This is a genomic window from Ihuprevotella massiliensis (genome assembly GCA_900095835.1).
GTDB lineage: Bacteria > Bacteroidota > Bacteroidia > Bacteroidales > Bacteroidaceae > Alloprevotella > Alloprevotella massiliensis.
The window spans coordinates 1,634,958-1,656,715 of record LT608321.1 but is presented as its reverse complement, the minus strand read 5'-3'; the positions used below and the strand labels follow the sequence as shown (position 1 = coordinate 1,656,715).

General features: G+C 46.2%; 17 protein-coding genes and 1 pseudogene. 9 read left to right on the top strand and 9 right to left on the bottom strand.

The window, feature by feature from the left end; translation table 11 throughout:
* Positions 1–340 precede the first annotated feature (340 nt).
* The gene (locus BQ2633_RS06825; protein WP_346048698.1) at positions 341–799 is read right to left on the bottom strand and encodes an Imm26 family immunity protein; all 459 of its coding nucleotides are present in this window, start codon (positions 797–799) and stop codon (positions 341–343) included.
* A 218-nt stretch (positions 800–1,017) separates the two neighbouring features.
* On the opposite strand from BQ2633_RS06825, the gene BQ2633_RS06820 reads away from it, so the two are divergent.
* Positions 1,018–1,170, top strand: coding sequence for a DUF4372 domain-containing protein (locus tag BQ2633_RS06820; RefSeq protein WP_346048339.1), 153 nt, complete (start codon positions 1,018–1,020; stop codon positions 1,168–1,170).
* A gap of 150 nt (positions 1,171–1,320) precedes the next feature.
* Here BQ2633_RS06820 and BQ2633_RS06815 read toward each other — a convergent pair whose 3' ends face one another.
* The 3 genes from BQ2633_RS06815 to BQ2633_RS06800 form a co-directional block, all read right to left on the bottom strand.
* Positions 1,321–1,746 carry a hypothetical protein gene (locus tag BQ2633_RS06815; RefSeq protein WP_075565981.1) on the bottom strand — a complete coding sequence of 142 codons (426 nt, stop codon included), beginning with the start codon at positions 1,744–1,746 and terminating at the stop codon, positions 1,321–1,323.
* A 443-nt stretch (positions 1,747–2,189) separates the two neighbouring features.
* A complete protein-coding gene (locus BQ2633_RS11590; protein ID WP_346048336.1) occupies positions 2,190–2,399 on the bottom strand; it encodes an RHS repeat-associated core domain-containing protein in 210 nt (69 codons plus the stop codon).
* 317 nt (positions 2,400–2,716) lie between these two features.
* The gene (locus BQ2633_RS06800) at positions 2,717–3,316 is read right to left on the bottom strand and encodes a hypothetical protein (RefSeq protein ID WP_075565978.1); all 600 of its coding nucleotides are present in this window, start codon (positions 3,314–3,316) and stop codon (positions 2,717–2,719) included.
* A gap of 213 nt (positions 3,317–3,529) precedes the next feature.
* Between BQ2633_RS06800 and BQ2633_RS11585 the strand changes: the two are divergent.
* Positions 3,530–3,643: pseudogene (locus tag BQ2633_RS11585) on the top strand (IS982 family transposase); the annotation flags it as partial.
* Positions 3,644–4,677: 1,034 nt separating this feature from the next.
* Here the strand turns inward: BQ2633_RS11585 and BQ2633_RS06785 are convergent.
* The gene (locus BQ2633_RS06785) at positions 4,678–5,409 is read right to left on the bottom strand and encodes a nitroreductase family protein (RefSeq protein WP_075565976.1); all 732 of its coding nucleotides are present in this window, start codon (positions 5,407–5,409) and stop codon (positions 4,678–4,680) included.
* A 112-nt stretch (positions 5,410–5,521) separates the two neighbouring features.
* On the opposite strand from BQ2633_RS06785, the gene BQ2633_RS06780 reads away from it, so the two are divergent.
* The 5 genes from BQ2633_RS06780 (at position 5,522) to bamJ (BQ2633_RS06760) (ending at position 11,757) form a co-directional block, all read left to right on the top strand.
* A complete protein-coding gene (locus BQ2633_RS06780; protein WP_075565974.1) occupies positions 5,522–7,900 on the top strand; it encodes a glycoside hydrolase family 20 protein in 2,379 nt (792 codons plus the stop codon).
* Between the two features lie 126 nt (positions 7,901–8,026).
* Positions 8,027–8,896, top strand: coding sequence for a ThiF family adenylyltransferase (locus tag BQ2633_RS06775; RefSeq protein ID WP_083233978.1), 870 nt, complete (start codon positions 8,027–8,029; stop codon positions 8,894–8,896).
* A gap of 184 nt (positions 8,897–9,080) precedes the next feature.
* A complete protein-coding gene (gene bamJ, locus BQ2633_RS06770) occupies positions 9,081–9,668 on the top strand; it encodes a BamJ family beta-barrel-assembly machinery protein (RefSeq protein ID WP_075565972.1) in 588 nt (195 codons plus the stop codon).
* Between the two features lie 107 nt (positions 9,669–9,775).
* On the top strand, positions 9,776–10,714 hold the full coding sequence (gene bamJ / locus BQ2633_RS06765) for a BamJ family beta-barrel-assembly machinery protein (protein WP_075565970.1): 939 nt from the start codon (positions 9,776–9,778) through the stop codon (positions 10,712–10,714).
* A 173-nt stretch (positions 10,715–10,887) separates the two neighbouring features.
* A complete protein-coding gene (gene bamJ, locus BQ2633_RS06760) occupies positions 10,888–11,757 on the top strand; it encodes a BamJ family beta-barrel-assembly machinery protein (protein WP_075565968.1) in 870 nt (289 codons plus the stop codon).
* Between the two features lie 460 nt (positions 11,758–12,217).
* Here the strand turns inward: bamJ (BQ2633_RS06760) and pckA are convergent, their stop codons facing one another.
* From pckA to BQ2633_RS06745, 3 genes are all read right to left on the bottom strand, one after another.
* Complete coding sequence (gene pckA, locus BQ2633_RS06755) at positions 12,218–13,819, bottom strand: phosphoenolpyruvate carboxykinase (ATP) (protein ID WP_075565967.1); 1,602 nt, start codon at positions 13,817–13,819, stop codon at positions 12,218–12,220.
* A gap of 479 nt (positions 13,820–14,298) precedes the next feature.
* Positions 14,299–15,522: a C1 family peptidase gene (locus BQ2633_RS06750; RefSeq protein WP_075565965.1), complete on the bottom strand. Its 1,224-nt coding sequence runs from the start codon at positions 15,520–15,522 to the stop codon at positions 14,299–14,301.
* Between the two features lie 205 nt (positions 15,523–15,727).
* Positions 15,728–17,125: an aminopeptidase P family protein gene (locus BQ2633_RS06745; protein ID WP_075565963.1), complete on the bottom strand. Its 1,398-nt coding sequence runs from the start codon at positions 17,123–17,125 to the stop codon at positions 15,728–15,730.
* A gap of 176 nt (positions 17,126–17,301) precedes the next feature.
* On the opposite strand from BQ2633_RS06745, the gene BQ2633_RS06740 reads away from it, so the two are divergent.
* On the top strand, positions 17,302–18,150 hold the full coding sequence (locus tag BQ2633_RS06740) for a patatin-like phospholipase family protein (RefSeq protein ID WP_075565961.1): 849 nt from the start codon (positions 17,302–17,304) through the stop codon (positions 18,148–18,150).
* Positions 18,151–18,177: 27 nt separating this feature from the next.
* Positions 18,178–19,251, top strand: a complete 1,074-nt coding sequence (locus BQ2633_RS06735; protein WP_075565959.1) for a hypothetical protein — start codon at positions 18,178–18,180, stop codon at positions 19,249–19,251.
* Positions 19,252–19,338: 87 nt separating this feature from the next.
* Here BQ2633_RS06735 and rnr read toward each other — a convergent pair whose 3' ends face one another.
* On the bottom strand, positions 19,339–21,747 hold the full coding sequence (rnr, locus tag BQ2633_RS06730) for a ribonuclease R (RefSeq protein ID WP_075565957.1): 2,409 nt from the start codon (positions 21,745–21,747) through the stop codon (positions 19,339–19,341).
* Positions 21,748–21,758: the final 11 nt, after the last annotated feature.

The following is a 21,758-nucleotide window of genomic DNA, read 5'->3' as shown; positions in this document are numbered from 1 at the left end:
TACATGGTTATTATAGGCTGACTTTTCCTATTTACAAGGGAGGCTTTACTATACCTTTCTTTCTTTTATAGACTACCAGTTACATGCTAGTTACATGTTCTATGCCCAATAGGGAATATAGTTGTGCTTACATTACAATTAGTGGGGACACTTATTACCAGGAGGTTTCATCCCAAATCTCATCTCATACTTCTGAATCCGATTAGTCTCACATACCATCCTTATTCTTGAATATCACATCCTATTCTTTTGTATGATGAGGATTCATCGGTAAACTTTTGGGCTATATGTGATTAGAAGTTTCCATCAATCGTTTTTTCTGTAAAATAGGCCGTTGCCCCTATAAATACTGAGATGGCAAAGGAAATATGCCTTCACTTTCTGGATATTTTTCTATATTACTCGAGAGCCAGAGTTCAAAGATTTTGTAATCGTCAAAGAAACCATATATATACCCTCGCTTTAGTAAGTCTATATAATCTTTTTGAGAAACTACCAAAGGATTTCCGTTTCTCATTACTCTTGATTGTCTAATAAAAAGTTCTTTATTGTATGATAAGAAAATCGCTAAATCTGGATATATTATATTTTCTTTCTCTAAATCAACTTGCCCTATCAGTTTCCAAATCTTCTTTCTTATGGCTGTTTCTATACAGGATTTATAAGTCTTAAAACCAACAGAAAGAAGCTCACCCATATTGGCTGTCTTTTCCGAGAGATAATCAAAAATACCAAACTCGTATTGCCTCACCCTACATATGTAAGCAAATTTCCCATTTGGGAGCGAGATTTCATAGATTTTTCCGTATTTTTTACACCCTTGTCCATACTGATTGATTTTAATGATGTTTTTAATTATTGCTGTCCGGTAAAAGTTTTTTGATATGATAAAATAAGGCAGAAATCCTGCTAGAGGTTTTCATCCTCTTTTGTTGCTCTACTTGTTGTAAAAAAACTAGTAACCTGAGCAAAAGTACACATTTTACTGGATTACGGGTCTATAGTTAGGTCATTAAATTGCTGGACAAAGCCAAAATTCAACTAATAAGTCTCGAAACACCAGGGAGCGAGCGTTACGTTAAGCGTTTGACAAGGTGGAAACACCTCATCATTATGCTCTTTGGTGTTCTCAAACACTTCACTTTATTCTCTAAACTACCATTTGCATGAAACTATTAGACTAAGGTCTTAGAACTAGGTCGAAAGGATTCATCTGTGATATGAAGAACTCATGAAAAAACGATCCTAAATCCCAATAGGGATGCATAACTATGGTAAAATGCCCATACTTCCCACCGGATATGTTAGACACCGTAGTTTTTACAGATACCAATCTAAGAAAAGATCAAATGTGGCCCATTTTGCAATAGTCGTTAGTTGCATGGTGTTCTCAGGCGATCTATTTAAAGAAAACTGAAAGACTTCTTCAGACTGTTTGTTGTAAAAGAAACCAACCTCACCCTCAAAACTATCAAGAGGAATGAATTCTTTGGGTAATCCCAATCCATCAGAGGCTCTAAGAATATCTAGTTCATATGTTGAGAATAATAAAAACCAACAGATATGGTATAAAACAACTCCTTTGCTGGTGAATGTAGGACCATCTTCTGCATGGCTGTAGAATTGTCCTATTGTACTGTTAGGATCAATGCCTAAATCCCTGATAGCACTGATATACTCTTCGGAGGGGGTATCATACCACCACCCATTCTTTTTTATTTTGTTTACATTATCTAATGATATCATGATATTCTTCTAATGAACAGTTTGAGATTCCATATTCCCTACACGCCTTTTCTGTATTTTGGCTTCTGCTCATTCTTTCCAGTAGGTCTCTCGGTCTACATGAAACGTACTTCGATTTACCGGATTGTCTGGATGTGAATATAATTCGAGCTTCAACAATAGCCCCCTTACATAGAGAAGTCTAAACAGATCGTAGTCAAATCCTTCAGCATATTTTCCCAGCTTTGGTATTCTCGTTTTATCAGTGGAGACTCCCAGTTATAATCATATACAACGAAAATAGTTAATACAGAATTATAATACCCCACATCAATTAATATATTGCCATTTTTCAATTGTAGAATATCCTCTATTTGAAATTCTTTGGAAGGCTCTAAGAATGGATGTGCTGAAGATGAGTTTATAAGAGAGAACTTATACAGGTTGATTACTTCCTCCATGTCCTAATGTACTTTAGTGAGTTTTTTATATTCGGCTTCTGTTATTGGGTGTCCATGTATAACGTTTGTCAGCCCCGCTTCAAGGCGAATGGGATCTTGACTGATGTAGGCTCCTGTCTCGGGGGAGTAGTAGCAGAAGCGATTGTAAGCGAGTCTCGTCTCTTGGTCGAGGTACTGTCCTTGATGGAGAAAGGCATGAAGTCGACCTCTCACCACAGAGCCTATCCGCCCATAGATGCCCAGCTCTCTTGCACATAGCCCTTCTTTGTCATACGTCTCTATGGGTGTACCGAGAGCGGAAGGAGTGAGAAAGACACAACGTAGAATAATGGCATACGAGAAATAGGAGCAATAACCTTAGTCTTGTTTCACAGCGATTGACAAAGCTCTTACTCGGGCTATGTGTCAGTAAGTCGCTTGAAAAACCATTTACTATACCAGCTATATGCTCGCTCACAGAAAAGCTTTCAATTACTACATTTCGCTCCAATCGGGTTGATATTTTTCCTCAAAAATTACTCAATTAAGTACTAATCCTGCAGGGTTATTAGTATTTTTTTGTATCTATCTTTTAGATATTCACTTTTTGTTTCACTATATTTCAAACTGAAGTATTGAATCAATTCTGACTTATACATCATAGGTACAAAGTAAATGTATTCTTCGACCAAGTCAGTAAAGTATTCCGCAGAAGTCTTTTTAGGAGAGAGTTTAGGTATACTCATAAAATAGGCCCATTTATTCGGGAATTCCTCAAACATTTTCATCTTAGGGAGATGAAATGCTACAAAAAGAGCTACTCCCTTTCTTTGAATATTCGCTAACATAAGGCGATATATTTCCTCACTCTCAGGAAGCTTATACCTCCACATCATCATTCCAAGAGCAGATACTATACAGCGATTGATTTTACTGTTTTCCGCATACTTATTTGCTATTTGCACCAAAACACCCGCAAATTGAACATCTCTAAAAAGCTCCGTATAATAAGAAGACATTTCTTGCCTAGGCTGTTTCTCAAAATCAACAAGAAGCTTTTCGATCTCTTCGCTAGTTTGAGTTTCCCAATTCTCAATATGATGCTTCAGTTCGATTATTTTATCAACTCGAAGCTTAGTTTTGCTATTCATATTCTAGTAAGTAGTATTTATCATATGTCCTTTAGAATCAACTTCTGTTGTTTTCCCTGACTCATTTTTAAATCAATATCATCTTTAACCCCAATTCGGGATAAGCAAGGGCTATTGGGGGGCTTAAAATAGTTTCAATAAAAGTCCAAAAGAGGATTGCTTTTCGTGTGTTTGTTGTTGAAAACCAGATAGATAACGACAAAGCAATCCTCTATGAAACTTATCAGCAAAGTTACGAAAATTCATTGTGTTGCAGATGATTTCTGCAAAGAATATGAGTTGGAATTGAATAAAAAAGCACTTTCGCTTTCAAATCCCTCTATCAATATGGAGTTTGAGATGGAGGGAGAAGTAGAAGTGAAGCAGCTCACACTTTTCTAAAACATTCTTGCGTGAAACAAAAACTAGATCGAAAGAATCGTTGTGTGCTATAACCTGAGTAAAAAAGAGGTGACCTTAAACCGAATTGGGGTTTGTAGTCTTTTTGTTCCTAAGAAGTGATTTGTAAGGCAGAAAGATGGGTGAATAGCCTCACTTGTCATGGGTTTATGACTGTGAAAAACGTAGTGTTTGACTACTAAAAGATGTAATACATACTAGCAGTAGTAAAATTCATAGCTAGAATCTGCATTATTGTTGCGAGCGAAGGTGAAAAGCGACAGAGCCTTGTGGGAAGAGCGAGGAGAAATATGAGCTGTACTTCACGTGTACGCGAGCACGCATGCGCGTCGTGCGCGTATCACGCGCGCACATTACAGGGATTTTGCACTTTTTGCTTTCACAACCTTCACACAAGGGGATTGTTTCATCGCAATTCTAAGACGAAAAAACAAGGAGATAAAACAAAAAAACGTGGGAGATTTCTTAGAAAAAGTCCATCGTTTTTCGGAAAATCTCCCACGTTTTTTGGAAAAGGTCCAATGTTTTTGAAGAAAGGTCCGAGAAGTCTTTTTAGGGCTCCGAATTTATCGAAATAGCTCTGCGGAATCTTTGGAATCTTTGGAATCATTGGATTCATTGAAATCATCGAAATTCTCTCCGATAGTTGAGACTTTGTGCGCTAAGGATGGGAATAAATATATTTTTACATCCTCGTCTTTGAGGGGTGATTTAGCCCCTTCTAAGAGGATTTTTTGGCGCGAATTTCGCGTGAGATTTATAACTCTGTAAAAGAGTGTTTATAAATAGTCGATAATCCACTATGCAAGAATGACTTACAAAGAAATGTGTGAAGGTTGTGAAAGCAAAAAGTGCAAAAGTGCAGGGTGCGCGCGCGTACGCGAGGGAAAAAGAGAGGATTTTAGAGATGTTAAGGGGGAGGACTTTTCTTGCGTAGGGAAGGACTTCCCCACCCTTTTGAGTTATTGTCCGATGCGTTGATATTGCGAAGAAAAATCTACGCGAAAACGATCGCCTAGCGGACGAGAGGCATCTCGGATGCCGCACGAGACGATGAGGCTTACTTCGCTGCTGCAAGGTAAACCAAGGATGCGCTTTACGCGTTGAGCATCAAAACCCTCTACGGGACAAGTGTCGTAGCCCGCTTCGCTCATGGCGAGCATGAAAGTTTGTGCCACCAGTGCACAACTCTTGTGGAAGACGGTGTCCATGGCTCCTTCCGTCATTTGGCGAGGCACAGGACGGAAGCACCCAGCGAGGGTGGCAATGACCTTGCGCACCCCTCCCCAGAGTCCGAAGAAGCGACTATAGAGGAATGGAACCACCTTGGTGTAGTAAGAAGTTTGAAGGGCGGTATATTTCTCCCACTTTGCTTCGGGATAAGTGTGCTTGATGTTTTCGCGTTGGAAATCAATGTTTTGTTGGCAACGCTCTTTGTAGAGAGAGGGTTCTACGGTGAAGACGACCAACTGTTGGGCAGTGCTGATGGTGGATTGTCCAAGGCAGGCTGGAACAAGCTGTTGGATGACAGCAGGGTCGGTGATGTGATGCGCTTTCCACAACTGCATGTTGGAGCTCGTGGGAGCAAGCGAGGCAAGTTTGAGACACTCTTCGACACGATCGGCAGAAATGGGTTGTTGCGCGTCGTAATTGCGGATGGCGCGACGATGTTGGAGGATTTGTTCTAATGACATGATAGTTCTATGACTTCTATGATTGTAAGTTAGAGATAGCAAAAAAAGAGGGGCGGGACTAGGAAATGCGTAAAATTGTTGTATCTTTGTGGCAACAATCAATATTTACCTTATGAATATCTTCAAAACCATAGCTTGCAGCTGTTTGTTGAGTGGATTTTCTCTCACACTTGCAGCACAAAGCGTGCCCAAGGCGTCGTATGATGTAGTGCCGCTTCCCAAACAAGTGACTCTCCAACAACAATGGGGTGATTTTACGCTCACCCCTGGCACACGCATCGTTTGTGGTAAGTCGAAAGCTGACCAAGAAAATGCGAAGTTTTTGCAACAGTTTGTGGCAGATCGCACAGGACTAACTTTGTCCATCGCAACAAAACGTGGAAAGACACCTGCTATTGTGTTGAGCAGTGCAGAGAAGGGTATGGCTGCCGAAGGTTATCGTTTGCGCATCGACAGTAAAACGGTGAGCATTGCGGCTAGCACCAAGGCTGGTGCATTCTATGGCATCCAAACACTTCGCAAATCACTCCCCCACCTCAGTGAAAAGGAGCGTGCATATATGTCAAAAGATGGTAGAATCGCTTTGCCCGGTGTGGAAATCAACGATGCTCCGCGCTTTGCCTATCGTGGTACGATGCTCGATGTGGCTCGCCACTTTGCAACTGCCGACAGTGTGAAACGATTCATCGACATGATCGCTTTGCACGGCATTAACCGCATGCACTGGCACTTGACCGACGACCAAGGTTGGCGCATTGAAATCAAGCAGTTGCCCGAACTCACCAAAATCGGTAGCCATCGTTCGGCTACAGTGATTGGTAAAAACACTGGCAAATACGACGGTAAGCCTCATGGTGGATTTTACACGCAAGAGCAGTGTAAAGACATCATCGCCTATGCTGCTGCTCGCAACATTGTGATTATTCCCGAAATCGACCTCCCTGGTCACATGTTGGCAGCACTTGCAGCTTATCCCCATTGGGGCTGCACAGGCGGTCCTTACGAAGTGGGACAAATCTGGGGTGTGAGCAGCGATGTGCTCTGTGCTGGTAATCCCCAAACTTACGAATTCATTGACAAGGTATTGGGTGAAGTAGCTCAGTTGTTCCCTAGCAATTATTTCCACATTGGTGGCGACGAGTGCCCCAAAACACGCTGGAAGACTTGTCCTAAGTGCCAATCTTTCATCCAAAAGAATCAACTGCAAGCCGAAGGTAAGCACTCTGCTGAAGAGCGTTTGCAGAGCTATGTGATTCGTCATGCCGAAAACACCTTGGCGCGCTATGGCAAACGCATCATCGGTTGGGACGAAATCCTCGAAGGTGGTCTTGCTCCCAATGCCACAGTGATGTCATGGCGTGGCGAAGCTGGTGGTATCGAAGCTGCTCAAAGTGGTCACGACGTGATCATGTCGCCCAATACGTATCTCTACTTCGACTATTATCAAGCAAAAGATGCCAAACAAGAGCCTTTGGCAATTGGTGGTTATTTGCCTCTTGAACGTGTCTACAGCTACGAGCCCATGCCTGCTGCTTTAACACCCGAACAGGGTAAACACATATTGGGTGTGCAAGCCAACTTGTGGTCAGAGTATTTCAAGACGCACCGCCAAACCGAATATATGGCTTTGCCTCGTTTGGCTGCTTTGGCAGAAATCCAGTGGCGTCCACAAGGCACTCGCACCTATTCAGAGTTTTTGACGCGATTGCCTAAGCTCTTTGAGCTCTATGAAGAGCAGAATTACAACTTCGCCAAGCACTACTACGACATCATGCCCAACTACACGGCGATTGCAGGCGGCGGTATCCGTGCCAACTTGCAAGTGAATGAGCCTAATGATGCGATTTATTATACTCTCGATGGCACGATGCCTACACAGCAAAGCACGCGCTACACACAACCTTTGGATTTCAAGAGCGATGTGAAATTCCGTGCCGTAGCTTTCCACGAAGTTGCCCCTAATCAATATCAACGTAGCCACGTGGAAAAAGAAGATTTCCACTTCTCTAAATCCACTGCGCGCAACATCACCTTGGTGAATGAACCTCACGCCAGCTACAAATTTGATGGTGCAAAGACATTGGTTGATGGTCTTGTGGCGAGCAACACCAGCTACAACTCTAGCCGTTGGATCGGATTCCTCGAAAAGCCTATGGAAGCCATCATCGATTTGGGCGAAAACACGACAGTGAGTCAAGTGGCGTTCAACGTCTGTGTGGAAAAAGGCGACTGGATCTACGATGCTCGTCGCGTAGAAATCGCAGTTTCGGTGGATGGTGGTAAGACTTGGAACACCATAGTTTCCAAAGACTACGCTCCGCTCACACAAGCCGATCAGAATGGCATCAAACGGCACGTATATGATTTCGCACCTACTACAGCAAGATTGCTGAAGATTGTGGCACAACCAGAAACGAGCATTCCGTCTTGGCACGAAGAAGCCGCTGGAAAGCAAGCCTTCTTCTTTATAGACGAAATTACTGTGAACTAAGATACTGAAATATAGTGGACTTTCTCTTCGGAGAAAGTCCCTTTTTTCGGATGGCATGTGACCTATTTCTTGAGAGATAGGTCATTATACTTTTGAGTAACCATACAGATTATTCTACATAACTTCATGACACAACCTACACTAGAACAACAGATATTTCATCGCTCACGCTTGCTCATGGGCGATGCCCCTTTGCAACGCTTGCACGACATCCGCGTAATCCTCTTTGGCGTGGGAGGTGTGGGCAGTTGGTGTGCCGAGAGTTTGGTGCGATCTGGGGTGAAACACCTCACCATCGTCGACTCTGATCGCGTGAACATCAGTAATGTGAATCGACAGCTCATGGCAACCACCCAAACTGTGGGACAGGTGAAAGTGGAGGTGCTGAAAGAACGACTGCTCAGCATCAACCCTGAAGCTGAAATCACTGCCATCCAAGACATTTACAATGCGGAAAACTCCGAGAGTTTTCGGTTGAACGAATATGATGTAATCATCGATGCCATCGACTCTCTCGCAGAGAAAGCACACTTGCTACTCACGGCAAGCCGCACCGATGCCCTACTCTACTCCTCCATGGGCGCGGCTTTGAAGATGGATCCTACGCGCATCCAAGTGGCAGAGTTCATGAAAGTGCGCGGATGTCCGCTGGGTCGTGCGTTGCGCAAGAAGATGAAGCATCAGAAAGTGCGCCCTGCCAAGAAATTTCTCTGCGTGTATAGCGACGAAGTGCTGCCTAACTTGGGAGAAGCTGACGTGGATGGCTACGAGCCCACGATAGCGGAGAGCACGACGACGCAAGAGGGGCGTGAAGATCTGCTCTCGCATAATTGGAATGAACGCAAGGCGCAAATCAATGGCACGATGTCGCACATCACGGCTATGTTTGGCTTTATGTTAGCTGGCTTAATCGTGCAACACTTCTATGATGCAGAAAAGAAGGAGAACGAGAATCAGGGCTCTGTAAGCGTGAATAGTGGAGAAATAGAGGTATAAATGGAAGAATAGGAGTGTAAGACGCAAAAAATAAGCGCGTTGTTCGTTCAAACGAAACGAAATGATTACTTTTGCGTATCAGAATATGCCCCTATGCTTCCTCGACTTTTGCGCGATGGCGTGAGAGTGAGACGAACATAGTAGCACCCTCTTCAATAAGAATCAAAAACATCAATCCCCTTTTATGGAAAAACTCTCTTACGCCCTCGGCCTTCTCATCGGTCATAATCTCAAGGGTATGAACATCGACGGTCTTGTCACCGCAGAATTCACTCGCGCCGTAGAGCAAGTGCTCAAAGGTGAAAAAGCAGAAATGACAGAAGTGCAAGCACAAGGCATGGTGCAAGAATACATGAAGGAGCAACAAGAACTTGCTGGTCGTGAAGCTCGCGAAGCAGGTGAAAAGTTCCTCGCAGAAAATGCAAAACGCGAAGGCGTGACCACCACCGCTTCTGGTTTGCAATATGAAGTGCTCACCGAAGCTATCGGTCAGAAGCCTGTGGCTACCGACAGCGTGCGCTGCCACTACGAGGGTCGTTTGATTGACGGCACTGTGTTTGACAGCAGCTATCAACGTGGTGAACCTACGAGCTTCCCTCTCCAAGGTGTGATCAAGGGATGGACCGAAGGTCTTCAGCTCATGAACCTCGGTTCTAAGTTCCGTTTCTTCATTCCTTACGAGCTTGCTTACGGTGCACAGGGCGCAGGTGGTGCAATTCCTCCTTATGCAGCCCTCGTATTTGACGTGGAATTGCTTGGTATCAACGAATAATCAATAACGATTTCCCCTACCCCACGATCCTAATACTTCTTGAATTTGAGAGTATGCAAGGATAGAGGGTAAAGAATTTATCCCCTAGATAATAATAAAACAACAATATGAAAAAAGTACTTTTTGGCGCCCTCGTGGCTGCTACAGCACTCTTCAGTGCTTGCGGTGGTAGCAAACAATCTGCTGCTACTGGCGATTTGAAAGACGAAGTTGACAGCTTGTCTTACTCTGTGGGTCTTTCACAATCTCCTACCCCTGAGCAAATCAAAGAATATCTCATGCAAGCTGGTAGCGACTCTGCTTTTGTAGATGAATTCTTCAAGGGTATGAAGGAAGGTATGAGCATGGCAGACGATAAGAAGGCTTTGGCTTATCAACTCGGTATGCAAAGTGGTATTCAACTCCAAACTCGCCTTTTCCCTCAAGTGGAAGGTCAAGTGTTTGCTGGTGATAGCACTAAGCACCTCAGTGCGAAGAATGTGCTTGCTGGTATGATCGATGGTAAGAATGGTGTGTCTGCACTTATCGTGGGCAAGGATACCCTTCATCGTGAGCAGGCTGGCATGTACATGCAACAGAAGATGCAAGCGATGGCAGCTAAGGCTAATGAGAAGGTGTATGGTGCTGCTAAGAAGGCTAACGAAGAGTTCATCGCTAAGATGGCTAAAGCTGCTGGTGTAAAGGCGCTTCCTGGTGGTGTTTACTACAAAGAAGTGAAGGCTGGTACTGGTGCTACTCCTAAGGCTGACCAAATCTGCGAAGTAAGCTACGAAGGTCGCTTGATGAATGGTAAGGTGTTTGACTCTTCACAAGACAAGACAGTGAAGTTCCCTGCCAACCAAGTCATCAAGGGTTGGACCATCGCTTTGACCAACATGAAGGTGGGCAGCGAATGGGAAGTTTACATTCCTTGGAATCTCGCTTATGGTGATCAAGAACAAGGACCTATCCCTCCCTACTCTGCTTTGGTTTTCAAAATCAAACTCGTGAGTGTGTCTGATGCTCCTGCACAACCTGAGGCTCCTCAGATGCAAAAGGGCATGTAATCCCCTTGCTAAAGCATTTTCTTTTGAGATCTAGACGCTAGGACGTCTTTCTAGCCCTATCATCTCGCAATGATGCGCAGAGGAAACGGACTTCGGCTCTGTTTCCTCTGTCGCAATTTATAATAGTAACTATCATGCAGCTGAAAGGCTGAAGAATAATAGCAACTCTTTACATGAAATTTCGTTCTCTCCTCGTAGTAGCTTTGGCTGCTACTCTCTCCCTCTCTGCTTTTGCAGCAAAAAAGACCAAGAAGACCAACAAGAAGGTGGCACAACCCGTGATGATTAAGCCCGTGAACGGTGCTGACTTCTCTTATGCTGCAGGTGTGGCACAGTCTGCTAGCTTGGCTCAATACATTGCTCAACGTTCTGGTGTGGATTCAACTTACATGAAGGACTTTGTGGCAGGTCTCACCAGTGAATTTACTCCTGCAGAAGCTGCACAGCTCCGTGCTTTGGTGGCTGGTTTGGAAATCAAGAACCAATTGCCCCAAATCGTGCAAGGCATGAACCAACAAGCTACAGGTAAGGCTGACACTTCTTATGTGGACGCTACTGCCTTCACCAAAGGTCTTGCTGATGGTTTGATGCACAACACAAACATTTCTGCTGACTCTGCTAGAAAGATTGAGCAACAACAATATGATTTCTACACGCAAAAGGTGAAGACGAGCAACGCTGCCTTCTTGACACAATATGCTAAGCAAAAGGGTGTGAAGTCTACTCCCTCTGGTTTGCTCTACAAGGTGTTGCAACAAGGTGATGGCGCTATGCCTTCCGATACGGCTCAAGTGGAAGTGCACTACGAAGGTAAGCTCATTGATGGCACAGTGTTTGACAGCAGCTACAAACGTGGTGAAACAGCTACTTTCGGTTTGAACCAAGTGATCAAAGGCTGGTCTGAAGCCGTGAAGCTCATGAAGGTGGGTTCTAAGTATGAAGTTTGCCTCCCCTACAACCTCGCTTATGGTGAACGCGGCACACGTGGCATTCCTCCTTTCTCTACTTTAATCTTTACCATCGAACTGAAGAGCATCAAATAAAAAGAGATTACCTCATTTTTCGACTAATGATTTAGTCCGATTTATAGGGACCATTCTTTAGAACGATACATAGCTCCTGAGATTTCATCCGAAGTCTCAGGAGTTTTTTTGCGCTGTGAGGTGTTGTGTGTTCATGATGAGGGAAATATACCTCTGTCTTATTTTAGCTTGTTAGCGGCGATTTAAGCGGTGATTTCGCGAAAATGAAAAGAGGATAGGAGACTAGTATCATGTTTAGGGGGCTTAGAAGGGGGTAATTTCTTAGAAGTAGGGGTGCTATTTTATTAGAGGTCGATTTGTCATCTTAGAGGCGCTGTGACAGTTGTGGAGAAATTGAGGAGGTTAGAACTGGGTTGTCTTTTGAGAGGTGGACTCTATGGTCAGGGTTAGGGACAAAAAAATGGCGCATCCCACCGAGGTGAAATGCGCCATGAGGCTTTTGGAGACTAAAGATAGTCTATTAGAGCTGAGGACCAGCAGCAACGAGAGCCTTACCAGCTTCGTTGGTGGTGTACTTAGTGAAGTTCTTCACGAAGCGGCCAGCAAGATCCTTAGCCTTTTCTTCCCACTGAGCAGCGTCAGCGTAAGTGTCGCGAGGATCGAGGATTTCAGTAGCCACACCTTCGAGTTCAGTTGGGATTTCGAAGTTGAAGATGGGGAGCTTCTTGGTAGGAGCAGAGAGGATAGCACCAGAGAGGATGCCGTCGATGATACCGCGAGTATCCTTAATAGAGATACGCTTGCCAGTACCGTTCCAACCAGTGTTCACGAGATATGCCTTAGAACCGTTAGCTTCCATCTTCTTCACGAGCTCTTGAGCATACTTAGTGGGGTGGAGTTCGAGGAACGCCTGACCGAAGCATGCAGAGAAAGTGGGAGTAGGCTCAGTGATACCGCGCTCTGTACCTGCGAGTTTAGCAGTGAAGCCAGAGAGGAAGTAGTACTGAGTTTGGTTAGCGTCGAGGATAGAAACGGGAGGCAATACACCGAATGCGTCAGCAGAAAGGAAGATGACGTTCTTAGCAGCAGGAGCAGCAGAAACAGGGCGTACGATGTTCTTGATGTGATCGATAGGATAAGTTACGCGAGTGTTTTCAGTCGCAGTCTTATCAGCGAAGTCGATCTTGCCGTTAGCGTCAACGATAACGTTTTCGAGGAGAGCGTTGCGCTTGATAGCAGCGTAGATGTCGGGTTCGCTTTCCTTGTCGAGGTTGATAACCTTAGCGTAGCAACCACCTTCGAAGTTGAAGACACCGTTGTCGTCCCAACCGTGTTCGTCGTCACCGATGAGAAGACGCTTAGGATCGGTAGAGAGGGTAGTCTTACCAGTACCAGAAAGACCGAAGAACACAGCAGTGTTTTCGCCGTTGAGGTCGGTGTTAGCAGAGCAGTGCATAGCAGCGATGCCGCGGAGGGGGAGGTAGTAGTTCATCATAGAGAACATACCCTTCTTCATTTCACCACCGTACCAAGTGTTGAGGATAACTTGTTCCTTGCTAGTGATGTTGAAAGCTACAACAGTTTCAGAGTTGAGACCGAGTTCTTTGTAGTTTTCTACCTTAGCCTTAGAAGCGTTGTACACCACGAAGTCAGGAGTGAAGTTAGCGAGTTCTTCAGCGCTGGGCTTGATGAACATGTTGGTCACGAAGTGTGCTTGCCAAGCTACTTCAACGATGAAGCGAACAGCAAGACGAGTGTCCTTGTTAGCACCGCAGAAACCGTCAACAACGAAAAGACGCTTGTTAGAAAGTTCCTTCTTGGCAAGATCCTTCACCACGTTCCAAGCCTCTTCAGTCATGGGGTGGTTGTCGTTCTTGTACTCTTCAGAAGTCCACCATACAGTGTCCTTAGAGTTTTCGTCAACAACGATGAACTTGTCCTTAGGTGAGCGACCAGTGTAAACACCAGTCATCACGTTTACAGCGCCGAGTTCGGTTACTTGACCTTTTTCATAACCTTCAAGGGTAGCCTTAGTTTCTTCTTCGAAAAGTTGTTCGTAAGAAGGGTTGTGCACGATTTCGGTAGTACCGAAAATACCATGCTGGGTAAGATCTAATGCCATTGTGATAGATATTAAATAGAATAGATATATTTGTTTCCTAGAGGGAAGTGCATAAGTGGCAGTCGTGGCGTCTTTCAGGTATGTGCGCTCATTGCATTGGCGCGGTTTTGTGGCTGTGATGTGGTGAGCCTTTCGTGAGAAAGGACGCACAACTTCGGTCTATGCGACACAAAAATACGAAAAACTTTTGTGTGCTACCAACATTCTATGGCTTTTTCTTTCTATTATATGTTGTTTTTCTGCATTTTGAAGATTATCCTTCTTTTTTTATCGATTGTATATACAAAAAATCTCCCAAACCTCACTTTTTTGCCTTGGTGAGTTTGGGAGATTTATATGGATTATTCTATATCGCAAAGGATATATACATCCTGATTTTGAGCAGTATTCAACGAATTTCTAAGGTGCATCGATTGCAACATTAGCTCACTCCAAACGGTGGGTTTGGAGGATGTTTGAATGATGCTCAGTTTTGCTAATTAGATGCCGAGCTTAGTGCGGATGGCAGCAGGGATAGCATTCTTGTTGATCACGATGTTCATCGTCTTGTAAGCTGCATAAGGCTTAGAGATATACCAGAAACCCTTGTAAGGACCGTATTCACCCCAAGAGTTCTTCATCATGAAGTATTCTTTGCCGTGTTGGTCTTTGGCAAGACCGTAGATTTGCATGCCGTGGTCATCAGTAGTTTCCCAAGTGTCATAGCCCTTTTGACGCATTTCTTGCGTGATGGTCATTTCGCCTTGTCCGTCTGCTGCATTAATTTGTGCACCAGCTTTTTCGCCTGTCCAGCGAGATTGGTCGCTACCTACGCCAGCGCTTGACTTCGTGTTAGGCACAGTGGCTACGCAACGGTTCTTGCCAGTGCGGCGAGAGAAACCGTCTTCGCTCACGTCAGCACCCCAAGCAAAGGTATATCCATTGCGCACAGCGCTTTCCATCACTTCCATCAATTCGTTGATGGGGAGGTTATAGCTAGGAGCCCAACGCCAGTTGTCTTGTACTTCGATGATGAAAGTCTTGTAGAAAGGCACGTGGGTGAAAGAAGCCAAGCTCACATAGTCAGCAGGATCGAGTTTGAGGTAATCCTTAACGTAAGATTGGGGAGTGTATTCCTTGCCAGCCACCTTGAAAGTCTTAGGATATTCTCCGAAGTAGCCATCGAGCATTTGTTGAACAGTCTTCTTCCAAATGGGGTTGATTGTCTTCTTGTCTTTGTCGGTAGAAACGCTCTTCACGAAAGCTTCGAGACCGGGCCAAAATTGGCGGAAGTTGAAGAGGCTATCACCATAGGGGAGGTTAGGGTAGGGCATAGTGCCTTCGGGGGTAAGACCATAGTGCTCCATGGCGTAGATTACGTCATAGAAAGAACCACCCTGTGAGAAACTAGCATCACCGTGAGTGCGTACATTGCGGTCTGCACGATCCATGTAAGTGTGAGATACTACAAAAGATTCGCTGAGATCGACATCTGCAGGCTTGAGTTGAGGATTCTTCTTCAACGCTTCGCTTTCGAGGAATGCCAAAGAGGAGTAAGCCCAGCAAGTACCAGAGTTGTTTTGGTTTTTGATGCTTGTCACTGGATTGGCAACAACGGTAGTGAATACGAGGGTGTCCTTGGGAAGATCTTTCTTCTTGGGGGCAGCTTGTACTGCACCTGCCAAGGCAAAACCAGCGAGGGCGAGGGTAAAGAATTTCTTCATTAGTCTGTTATTGAGAGTTTATAAATTACGATTGTAATGTGAGGATGCTCCGAGGGTTGGAAAATCCTATTGTGTCAGTATTTCTGTGGCTCTATTATTGTTGATATAAGGCATTTATATAGCGTAATTTCACTATTTGTAGCGCTATTGCTACTACTCATAGTGCCTTAATATAGCTTACTATTCCACGATTACTGCATCTATCTTACTGTGCCAAGAAGGCTTCTACATCCTTAGCGTGGTAAGGCACGAGTTTTTCGCCTAAGAATCGGCAACCGGTTTCGGTGATGAGCACATCGTCTTCGATGCGGATGCCACCAAAATCCTTGAATTTTTCGATTTCGTCGAAATTGAGGAATTGCGCGTTGGTACCTTCTTTGCGCCAGAGGTCAATGAGGTCAGGGATAAAGTAGATGCCAGGTTCGTCAGTCACCACGTGACCCACTTCGAGTTCGCGCCCGAAGCGCAAGCTAGCGAGTCCAAACTGTGTAGAGGGGCGAGTCACGGCATCGTAACCCACATGAGCTTGTCCTAAAGCTTCCATGTCGTGCACATCCATGCCCATAGCGTGTCCCAGTCCGTGGGGTAGGAACAAGGCATGCGCACCAGCTGCCACAGCTTCGTCCACATCCCCCTTCATCAATCCGAGAGCTTTGAGACGTTCTGTCATCAAACGGCACACAGCAAGGTGCACATCCAAATAGCGTACACCAGGCTTTGCCACATCGAGTGCCAAGTCATGACAGTCTACCACGATGTCGTAGATGTCGCGTTGACGTTGGGTGAACTTTCCAGTCACTGGGGTAGTGCGAGTGTGGTCTGAGCAGTAGTGTTCACGCGTTTCGCAGCCTGCATCTACCAAGAGCAGACGATCGCCACCTAAAACAGCTTGTGAGGGGAAGCCATGGAGCACTTCGCCATGCATAGAAACGATGCTGGGGAAGGATACTTGACTACCCAAGGCAGCGGCGATGCCGTCGAGAGCACCCGCAATCTGAGCTTCCGTCACGCCCTTTTGCACAGCCATGCGCATAGCTGTAGTGTGCATCTCATAGCCAATGGCTGCTGCACGTTCGAGTTCTGCCACTTCTTCCGCACTCTTGATGTTGCGGAGCTTCACCACGGCATCAATCAGCGTTTGACTAGCTGCAGCGCGTTGTTGGTTGGGATGGAGTCCAGTGAGATCCATGAGTTGGATCATCAAGTCGTGGCGATAAGGAGGGAGGAAATGCACCTTTCTTCCTTGTGCTTTGGCTTGTTCAAACACGCTTTGCAGCGCACCCATGGGAGCTGTGTGTGTAATGCCGCTTTCTGCTGCCATGTCTGCCACAGAAGGCACAGGACCAGTCCAAATCACATCGTCAATGTCGATGTCATTACCCACCAAGGTTTCAGCACCGCTTTCGCAGTCTATCACAAGCGCCAATCCATCACGATGTTGACCCGTGAAATAGAGGAAAGAGCTATCTTGACGAAACTTGTAAGGGTTATTGGGGAAGTTGCAGGGGCTATCATTATTGCCCAAGAGCACGATGACTCCGCTGCCCACCAATTGGCGCAAACGGCTACGGCGTTCCGAGTATGTGGCGGTTGAAAAGAGCATAAGCGCAGAATTTAGAATAAATTATTTCCGCAAATATACGCTTTTTCGCGCGAATAGGGGGTTGATTCCGTGATAATCGTGTACCTTTGCACAAATTTTAATATACATCAACGACAGATGTTGTAAGGCAACGGTAGAAACAGCTGAATTTGTCGAAGATTTGAAAATATAGAGTTATGGCACAGACAGGATTGGTTTTAGAAGGCGGTGGCATGCGCGGAGTCTTCACCGCAGGCGTCCTCGACTATATGCTCGATGCGGGCATCATCTTCCCTTATGGCATTGGTGTTTCCGCTGGTGCTTGCCACGGTATGTCCTATCTGAGTCAGCAGCGTGACCGCGCGCGCAAAGTTTCGATTGATATGCTCGAGAAGTACCAGTATATCAGTTGGAAACATCTGTGGAAAACGCACTCTATTTTCGATCAAGAAATCCTTTACGACCGCATGGTCAATGAGATTCTCCCCTTCGACTACGACACCTGTTTTGCCAATCCCATGCACTTTGAGATTGTCACGACCAATTGTCTCACCGGTCGCGCTGAATATCACCGAGAAACTTCCGATAGCGATCGGCTCCTCAACCTTTGCAAAGCCTCCAGTTCCTTACCTTTCGTGGCACCCATTGCAAAAGTTGATGGAGTGCCTATGCTCGATGGTGGTATCACCGACCCCATCCCCATCGAACACGCAGTTGCTCAAGGCTTTTCGCACAACGTGGTAGTCCTCACCCACAATCGAGGCTATCGCGATGAAGGTAGCGATATTCGCATGCCAAGTTTTGTTTACAAGAAGTATCCTCGTCTTCGTGTGGCTCTCTCGCATATCAAAGAGGTGTACAACGATAAGATAGAACTCGTGGAGCGTTTGGAAGAGTCTGGGCGAGCGCTTATTATTTGCCCCGAACATCCTCTAGAAGTAGATCGTTTTGGCACGCGCACCGACCGATTGCAAGCTCTTTATGAAGAAGGATATGCTTGCGCCGAACGCATTTTGACTTCTGATTATGGGAAATCTTTCCTCTAAGCTCCTTTTCTCTTCCGTCCACCCTTCATGTCTCACACCCTTCATCTTTTCAATCCTTGGCACGACGAAGCACTGGCTGCCAATGTTCAGTACTATTCTCCTAGCTTAGCTGGACGAAAACTGGCACATGCTTTGGCGGAATTACCCCGCATTTGGGGTGAGGAAGACGATGAATGTTTGCAATTGCCCGAGTCGGGACGCGTGAAAGACTTAGTTCCTCCTGATTGGTCGCAAATCCACCACATTGATCCATGGGGATGGGACAATCATGTAGTGGAAATCTTCCAACGTCTGGAAGCTCCTGAAACCTTATTGCCCACTGCTGAGCAACTTTGTGAAATCCGCCATTTGAGTAGTCGTGTCAATGTCTCCGAGTTGTTAGCAAAAGATAGCGAACATCTTCTCCAAACTCGTAGAGGAACTACTCCTTTTAGTAGCACCTTTTGTCGTTCTATGGAGGAAGTCACAGCTGCTCTTGAGCCGTTGGAGGGTCGCGCCATGTTGAAAAGTCCGTGGAGCAGCAGCGGACGTGGCGTATTTCCCATTAAAGGCACGCTAGATCCAGTGGCAGAAGCTCGTGTGCAAAAGATTTTACAGCAGCAAGGGGGCATCGAGGTGCAATCTCTCCACGAGGTGTTGGGGAATTTTGCCTTTGAATATCACGCTCTTCCTGATGGAACCGTGGAATATGATGGACTTTCTCTCTTCCACGCAGCACCGGGTGGAGCATATTTGGGAAATCTTGTGGCGCATCCTGTCGTGATGGAACGCGAACTCTGTCGTTGGATGGCTCCTCACGCAATGGAGTGGGACATTGCCGAAACAGAGCTTCTCCAACTCTTACACCACTTACAATCCACTCTAGCACAATTACTTTCGCGCTGGTTGCGAGCACGCTATGTGGGTCCCCTCGGAGTAGACTTGCTCATCACTCCCACAGGCATCCATCCTTGTGTGGAAATCAACCTGCGCCGCACCATGGGACACGTGGCTGTGACTCTAGGAAAACAACAAACTCCTGACGCTCCTCTTCAACTCCTACAAATTTCTCTCGAAGGTTGCCAACTTGTTCCGCTCTCTTCTCCTGAGTCTTTAGGATAATCCATTTCTCTTCCATGACAATCCCCCACAAATCCTTGTTGATTTGTGGGGGATTGTTTCTTTTGTTAGACCAGACAAGCGAGGTGACTATTTGCGTTTCTTGGCTTTTTTACCCTTCTTCGCTGCTTTCTTGCCTTTACTAGATGCCTTAGCCGAAGCAGACTTGCCAGAAGATTTCGCGCGCTTGTTCGCCTTTTTCTTACCAAAACGCTCGGGAGTCAAACCACGCTGGTTGTGCAGCACACTGCGCGCTGCGCCTGACTGACTGTCGTAGGTGATCAAGCTGTCTTCCTCAATGATAGAGAAGTCCAGTTGTCGGCGTTCCAGATTGGCGTGTTCCACACGGAAGCGCACCTTGTCGCCCAGATTGTAGACTCTTCGTGTGCGACGACCCACCAAGCGATAGTTATCTTCGTCAAATTCGTAGTAGTCGCTCGACAAATCACGCAGAGGCACCATGCCTTCGCACTTAGAGAGAGTGTCTTCCACGTAGATACCAAACTCGGTCACTCCAGAGATGACGCCATCAAACTCTTGTCCGATGCGGTCTGCCATGAATTCTGTCTGTTTGTATTTGATGCTCGCGCGCTCAGCAGTGGCAGCCACCAATTCGCGCTCGGAGCAGTGCTCACAGAGTTCTTCATATTTTTTCGCACTGACAGAGCGTCCCCCCTCAGCATATTTTGCGAGAAGGCGATGTACCATCAAGTCGGGATAACGACGAATGGGCGAAGTGAAGTGGGTATAGTAGCGGAACATCAGACCATAGTGACCAATGTTGTGCACCGAATAGCGCGCTTTCATCATCGCACGCAGTGCCACCATCTCCACCACATGTTCTTCCTTCTTGCCTTTCACTTCCGCGAGCAGATTGTTCAGACTTTTAGAAACGTCCGTCTTAGAACCCTCGGTGCGCATCTTGTAGCCAAACTTCGACACGAAACCACGGAGTTTTTCCATCTTCTCAGCATCGGGCACATCGTGGATACGATAAGGCAACACCTTGGGTTGCTTTCCCTTCGGCACGATAGCCACCTTTTCAGCCACAGTGCGGTTGGCGAGGAGCATAAATTCCTCCACGAGTTTGTTGGCATCCTTGGCTATCTTCACATAAGTGGAAGTTGGGTGTCCCTTTTCGTCAATTTCAAAGCGCACTTCGGGGCGGTCAAATCCGATAGAACCTCCCTTGAAACGCTTGGCGCGTAGTTGCTTCGCGAGGTGATCGAGCTGGAGCACCTCCATAGCCCATTCTCCTTGTGGATTTTCTTTAGAACCATCCACAGCAGGGTGTTCACCAGGCAATGCCAAATCATCGGGAGAGGCTTGCCCATTGCGTTCAATGATGGTTTGTGCTTCTTCGTAGGTGAAACGGCGGTCGCTGCAAATCACCGTCTTTGCCACTTCTGCGCGCAACACGTCCGCTTCGTTGTTCATCTCGAAAATCACAGAATAAGCCAGTTTCTCTTCGTTAGGACGCAACGAACAGATGTAGTTGCACAAGCGTTCGGGAAGCATCGGAATAGTGCGGTCCACCAAGTAAACACTCGTGGCACGGCTCAAGGCTTCCTGGTCAATCACGCTATCTTCGAGCACATAATGGCTCACGTCAGCAATATGCACACCCACCTCCCACGTGTCGTCTGTGAGACGGCGGATAGACAGTGCATCGTCAAAGTCTTTTGCATCGCGAGGGTCGATGGTAAAGGTCGGGATTTGGCGAAAATCTTCACGTTTGGCGATTTCCTCCTCGGTAATACCAGGATGGAGTTTGTCTGCCGCACGTTCCACGTTTTCGGGATAGGTGTAGGGCAGTCCATACTCTGCCAAAATAGCGTGCATCTCGGTGTCGTTTTCGCCCTCTTGTCCAAGCACATCCACCACTTCACCACGAGGGCTCTTAGTGTCTTCGGGCCAATCCACGATTTTCACAATCGCTTTGTCGCCCGTTTTTCCACCATGGAGCAAGTCGCCAGGGATAAAGATGTCAGCACCGATTTGTCGTTCAGTAAGCAAGAAACCATAGCGGTCGTGCTCCACATGAAGACGTCCCACGAAGGTGTCTTTGGCGCGACGAATGATTTCCACTACTTCAGCTTCGCGTGTGTGGCTGCGACGACGTGCCACCATCGACACGCGCACCAAGTCGCCATCGAGAGCGTGGTGAGCATTAAGTTCCGTCACGAGGATATCCTTACCCCCATCACTAGGCACAAAGACATTGTGCCCATTGCGCTTGCGGCGGAACGTACCCTCGATGAGTTGTGCCGCGCGCTCTGCATGACGATAGTTCCCTTTCTGATCGGTGGAGAGGAAATCGTCCAACACGAGTTCTTTGAGCACATCAAGCACGAGCATTTTGGCAGGATGGGTGAGGGCACCCACCATGCTGAAGATGGTTTTCACTTCGAGTTGTTGACCTTGGCTGTTCTCGAAGAGTACCAGAAGTTTGTTGTGCACCTCTTTCTTGGTGAGGCGACTTTTCGTCTTTTTGGGCATGATGTTAGACG

Excerpts from the sequence above, each read along its gene's own strand:
- BQ2633_RS06800 (WP_075565978.1), bottom strand. The coding sequence starts at position 3,316 with ATGAATAGCAAAACTAAGCTTCGAGTTGATAAAATAATCGAACTGAAG.
- rnr (WP_075565957.1), bottom strand. The coding sequence starts at position 21,747 with ATGCCCAAAAAGACGAAAAGTCGCCTCACCAAGAAAGAGGTGCACAAC.
- pckA (WP_075565967.1), bottom strand. The coding sequence starts at position 13,819 with ATGGCATTAGATCTTACCCAGCATGGTATTTTCGGTACTACCGAAATC.
- bamJ (WP_075565972.1), top strand. The coding sequence starts at position 9,081 with ATGGAAAAACTCTCTTACGCCCTCGGCCTTCTCATCGGTCATAATCTC.
- bamJ (WP_075565970.1), top strand. The coding sequence starts at position 9,776 with ATGAAAAAAGTACTTTTTGGCGCCCTCGTGGCTGCTACAGCACTCTTC.
- BQ2633_RS06740 (WP_075565961.1), top strand. The coding sequence starts at position 17,302 with ATGGCACAGACAGGATTGGTTTTAGAAGGCGGTGGCATGCGCGGAGTC.
- bamJ (WP_075565968.1), top strand. The coding sequence starts at position 10,888 with ATGAAATTTCGTTCTCTCCTCGTAGTAGCTTTGGCTGCTACTCTCTCC.
- BQ2633_RS06775 (WP_083233978.1), top strand. The coding sequence starts at position 8,027 with ATGACACAACCTACACTAGAACAACAGATATTTCATCGCTCACGCTTG.
- BQ2633_RS06815 (WP_075565981.1), bottom strand. The coding sequence starts at position 1,746 with ATGATATCATTAGATAATGTAAACAAAATAAAAAAGAATGGGTGGTGG.
- BQ2633_RS06785 (WP_075565976.1), bottom strand. The coding sequence starts at position 5,409 with ATGTCATTAGAACAAATCCTCCAACATCGTCGCGCCATCCGCAATTAC.
- BQ2633_RS06780 (WP_075565974.1), top strand. The coding sequence starts at position 5,522 with ATGAATATCTTCAAAACCATAGCTTGCAGCTGTTTGTTGAGTGGATTT.
- BQ2633_RS06735 (WP_075565959.1), top strand. The coding sequence starts at position 18,178 with ATGTCTCACACCCTTCATCTTTTCAATCCTTGGCACGACGAAGCACTG.
- BQ2633_RS06745 (WP_075565963.1), bottom strand. The coding sequence starts at position 17,125 with ATGCTCTTTTCAACCGCCACATACTCGGAACGCCGTAGCCGTTTGCGC.
- BQ2633_RS06750 (WP_075565965.1), bottom strand. The coding sequence starts at position 15,522 with ATGAAGAAATTCTTTACCCTCGCCCTCGCTGGTTTTGCCTTGGCAGGT.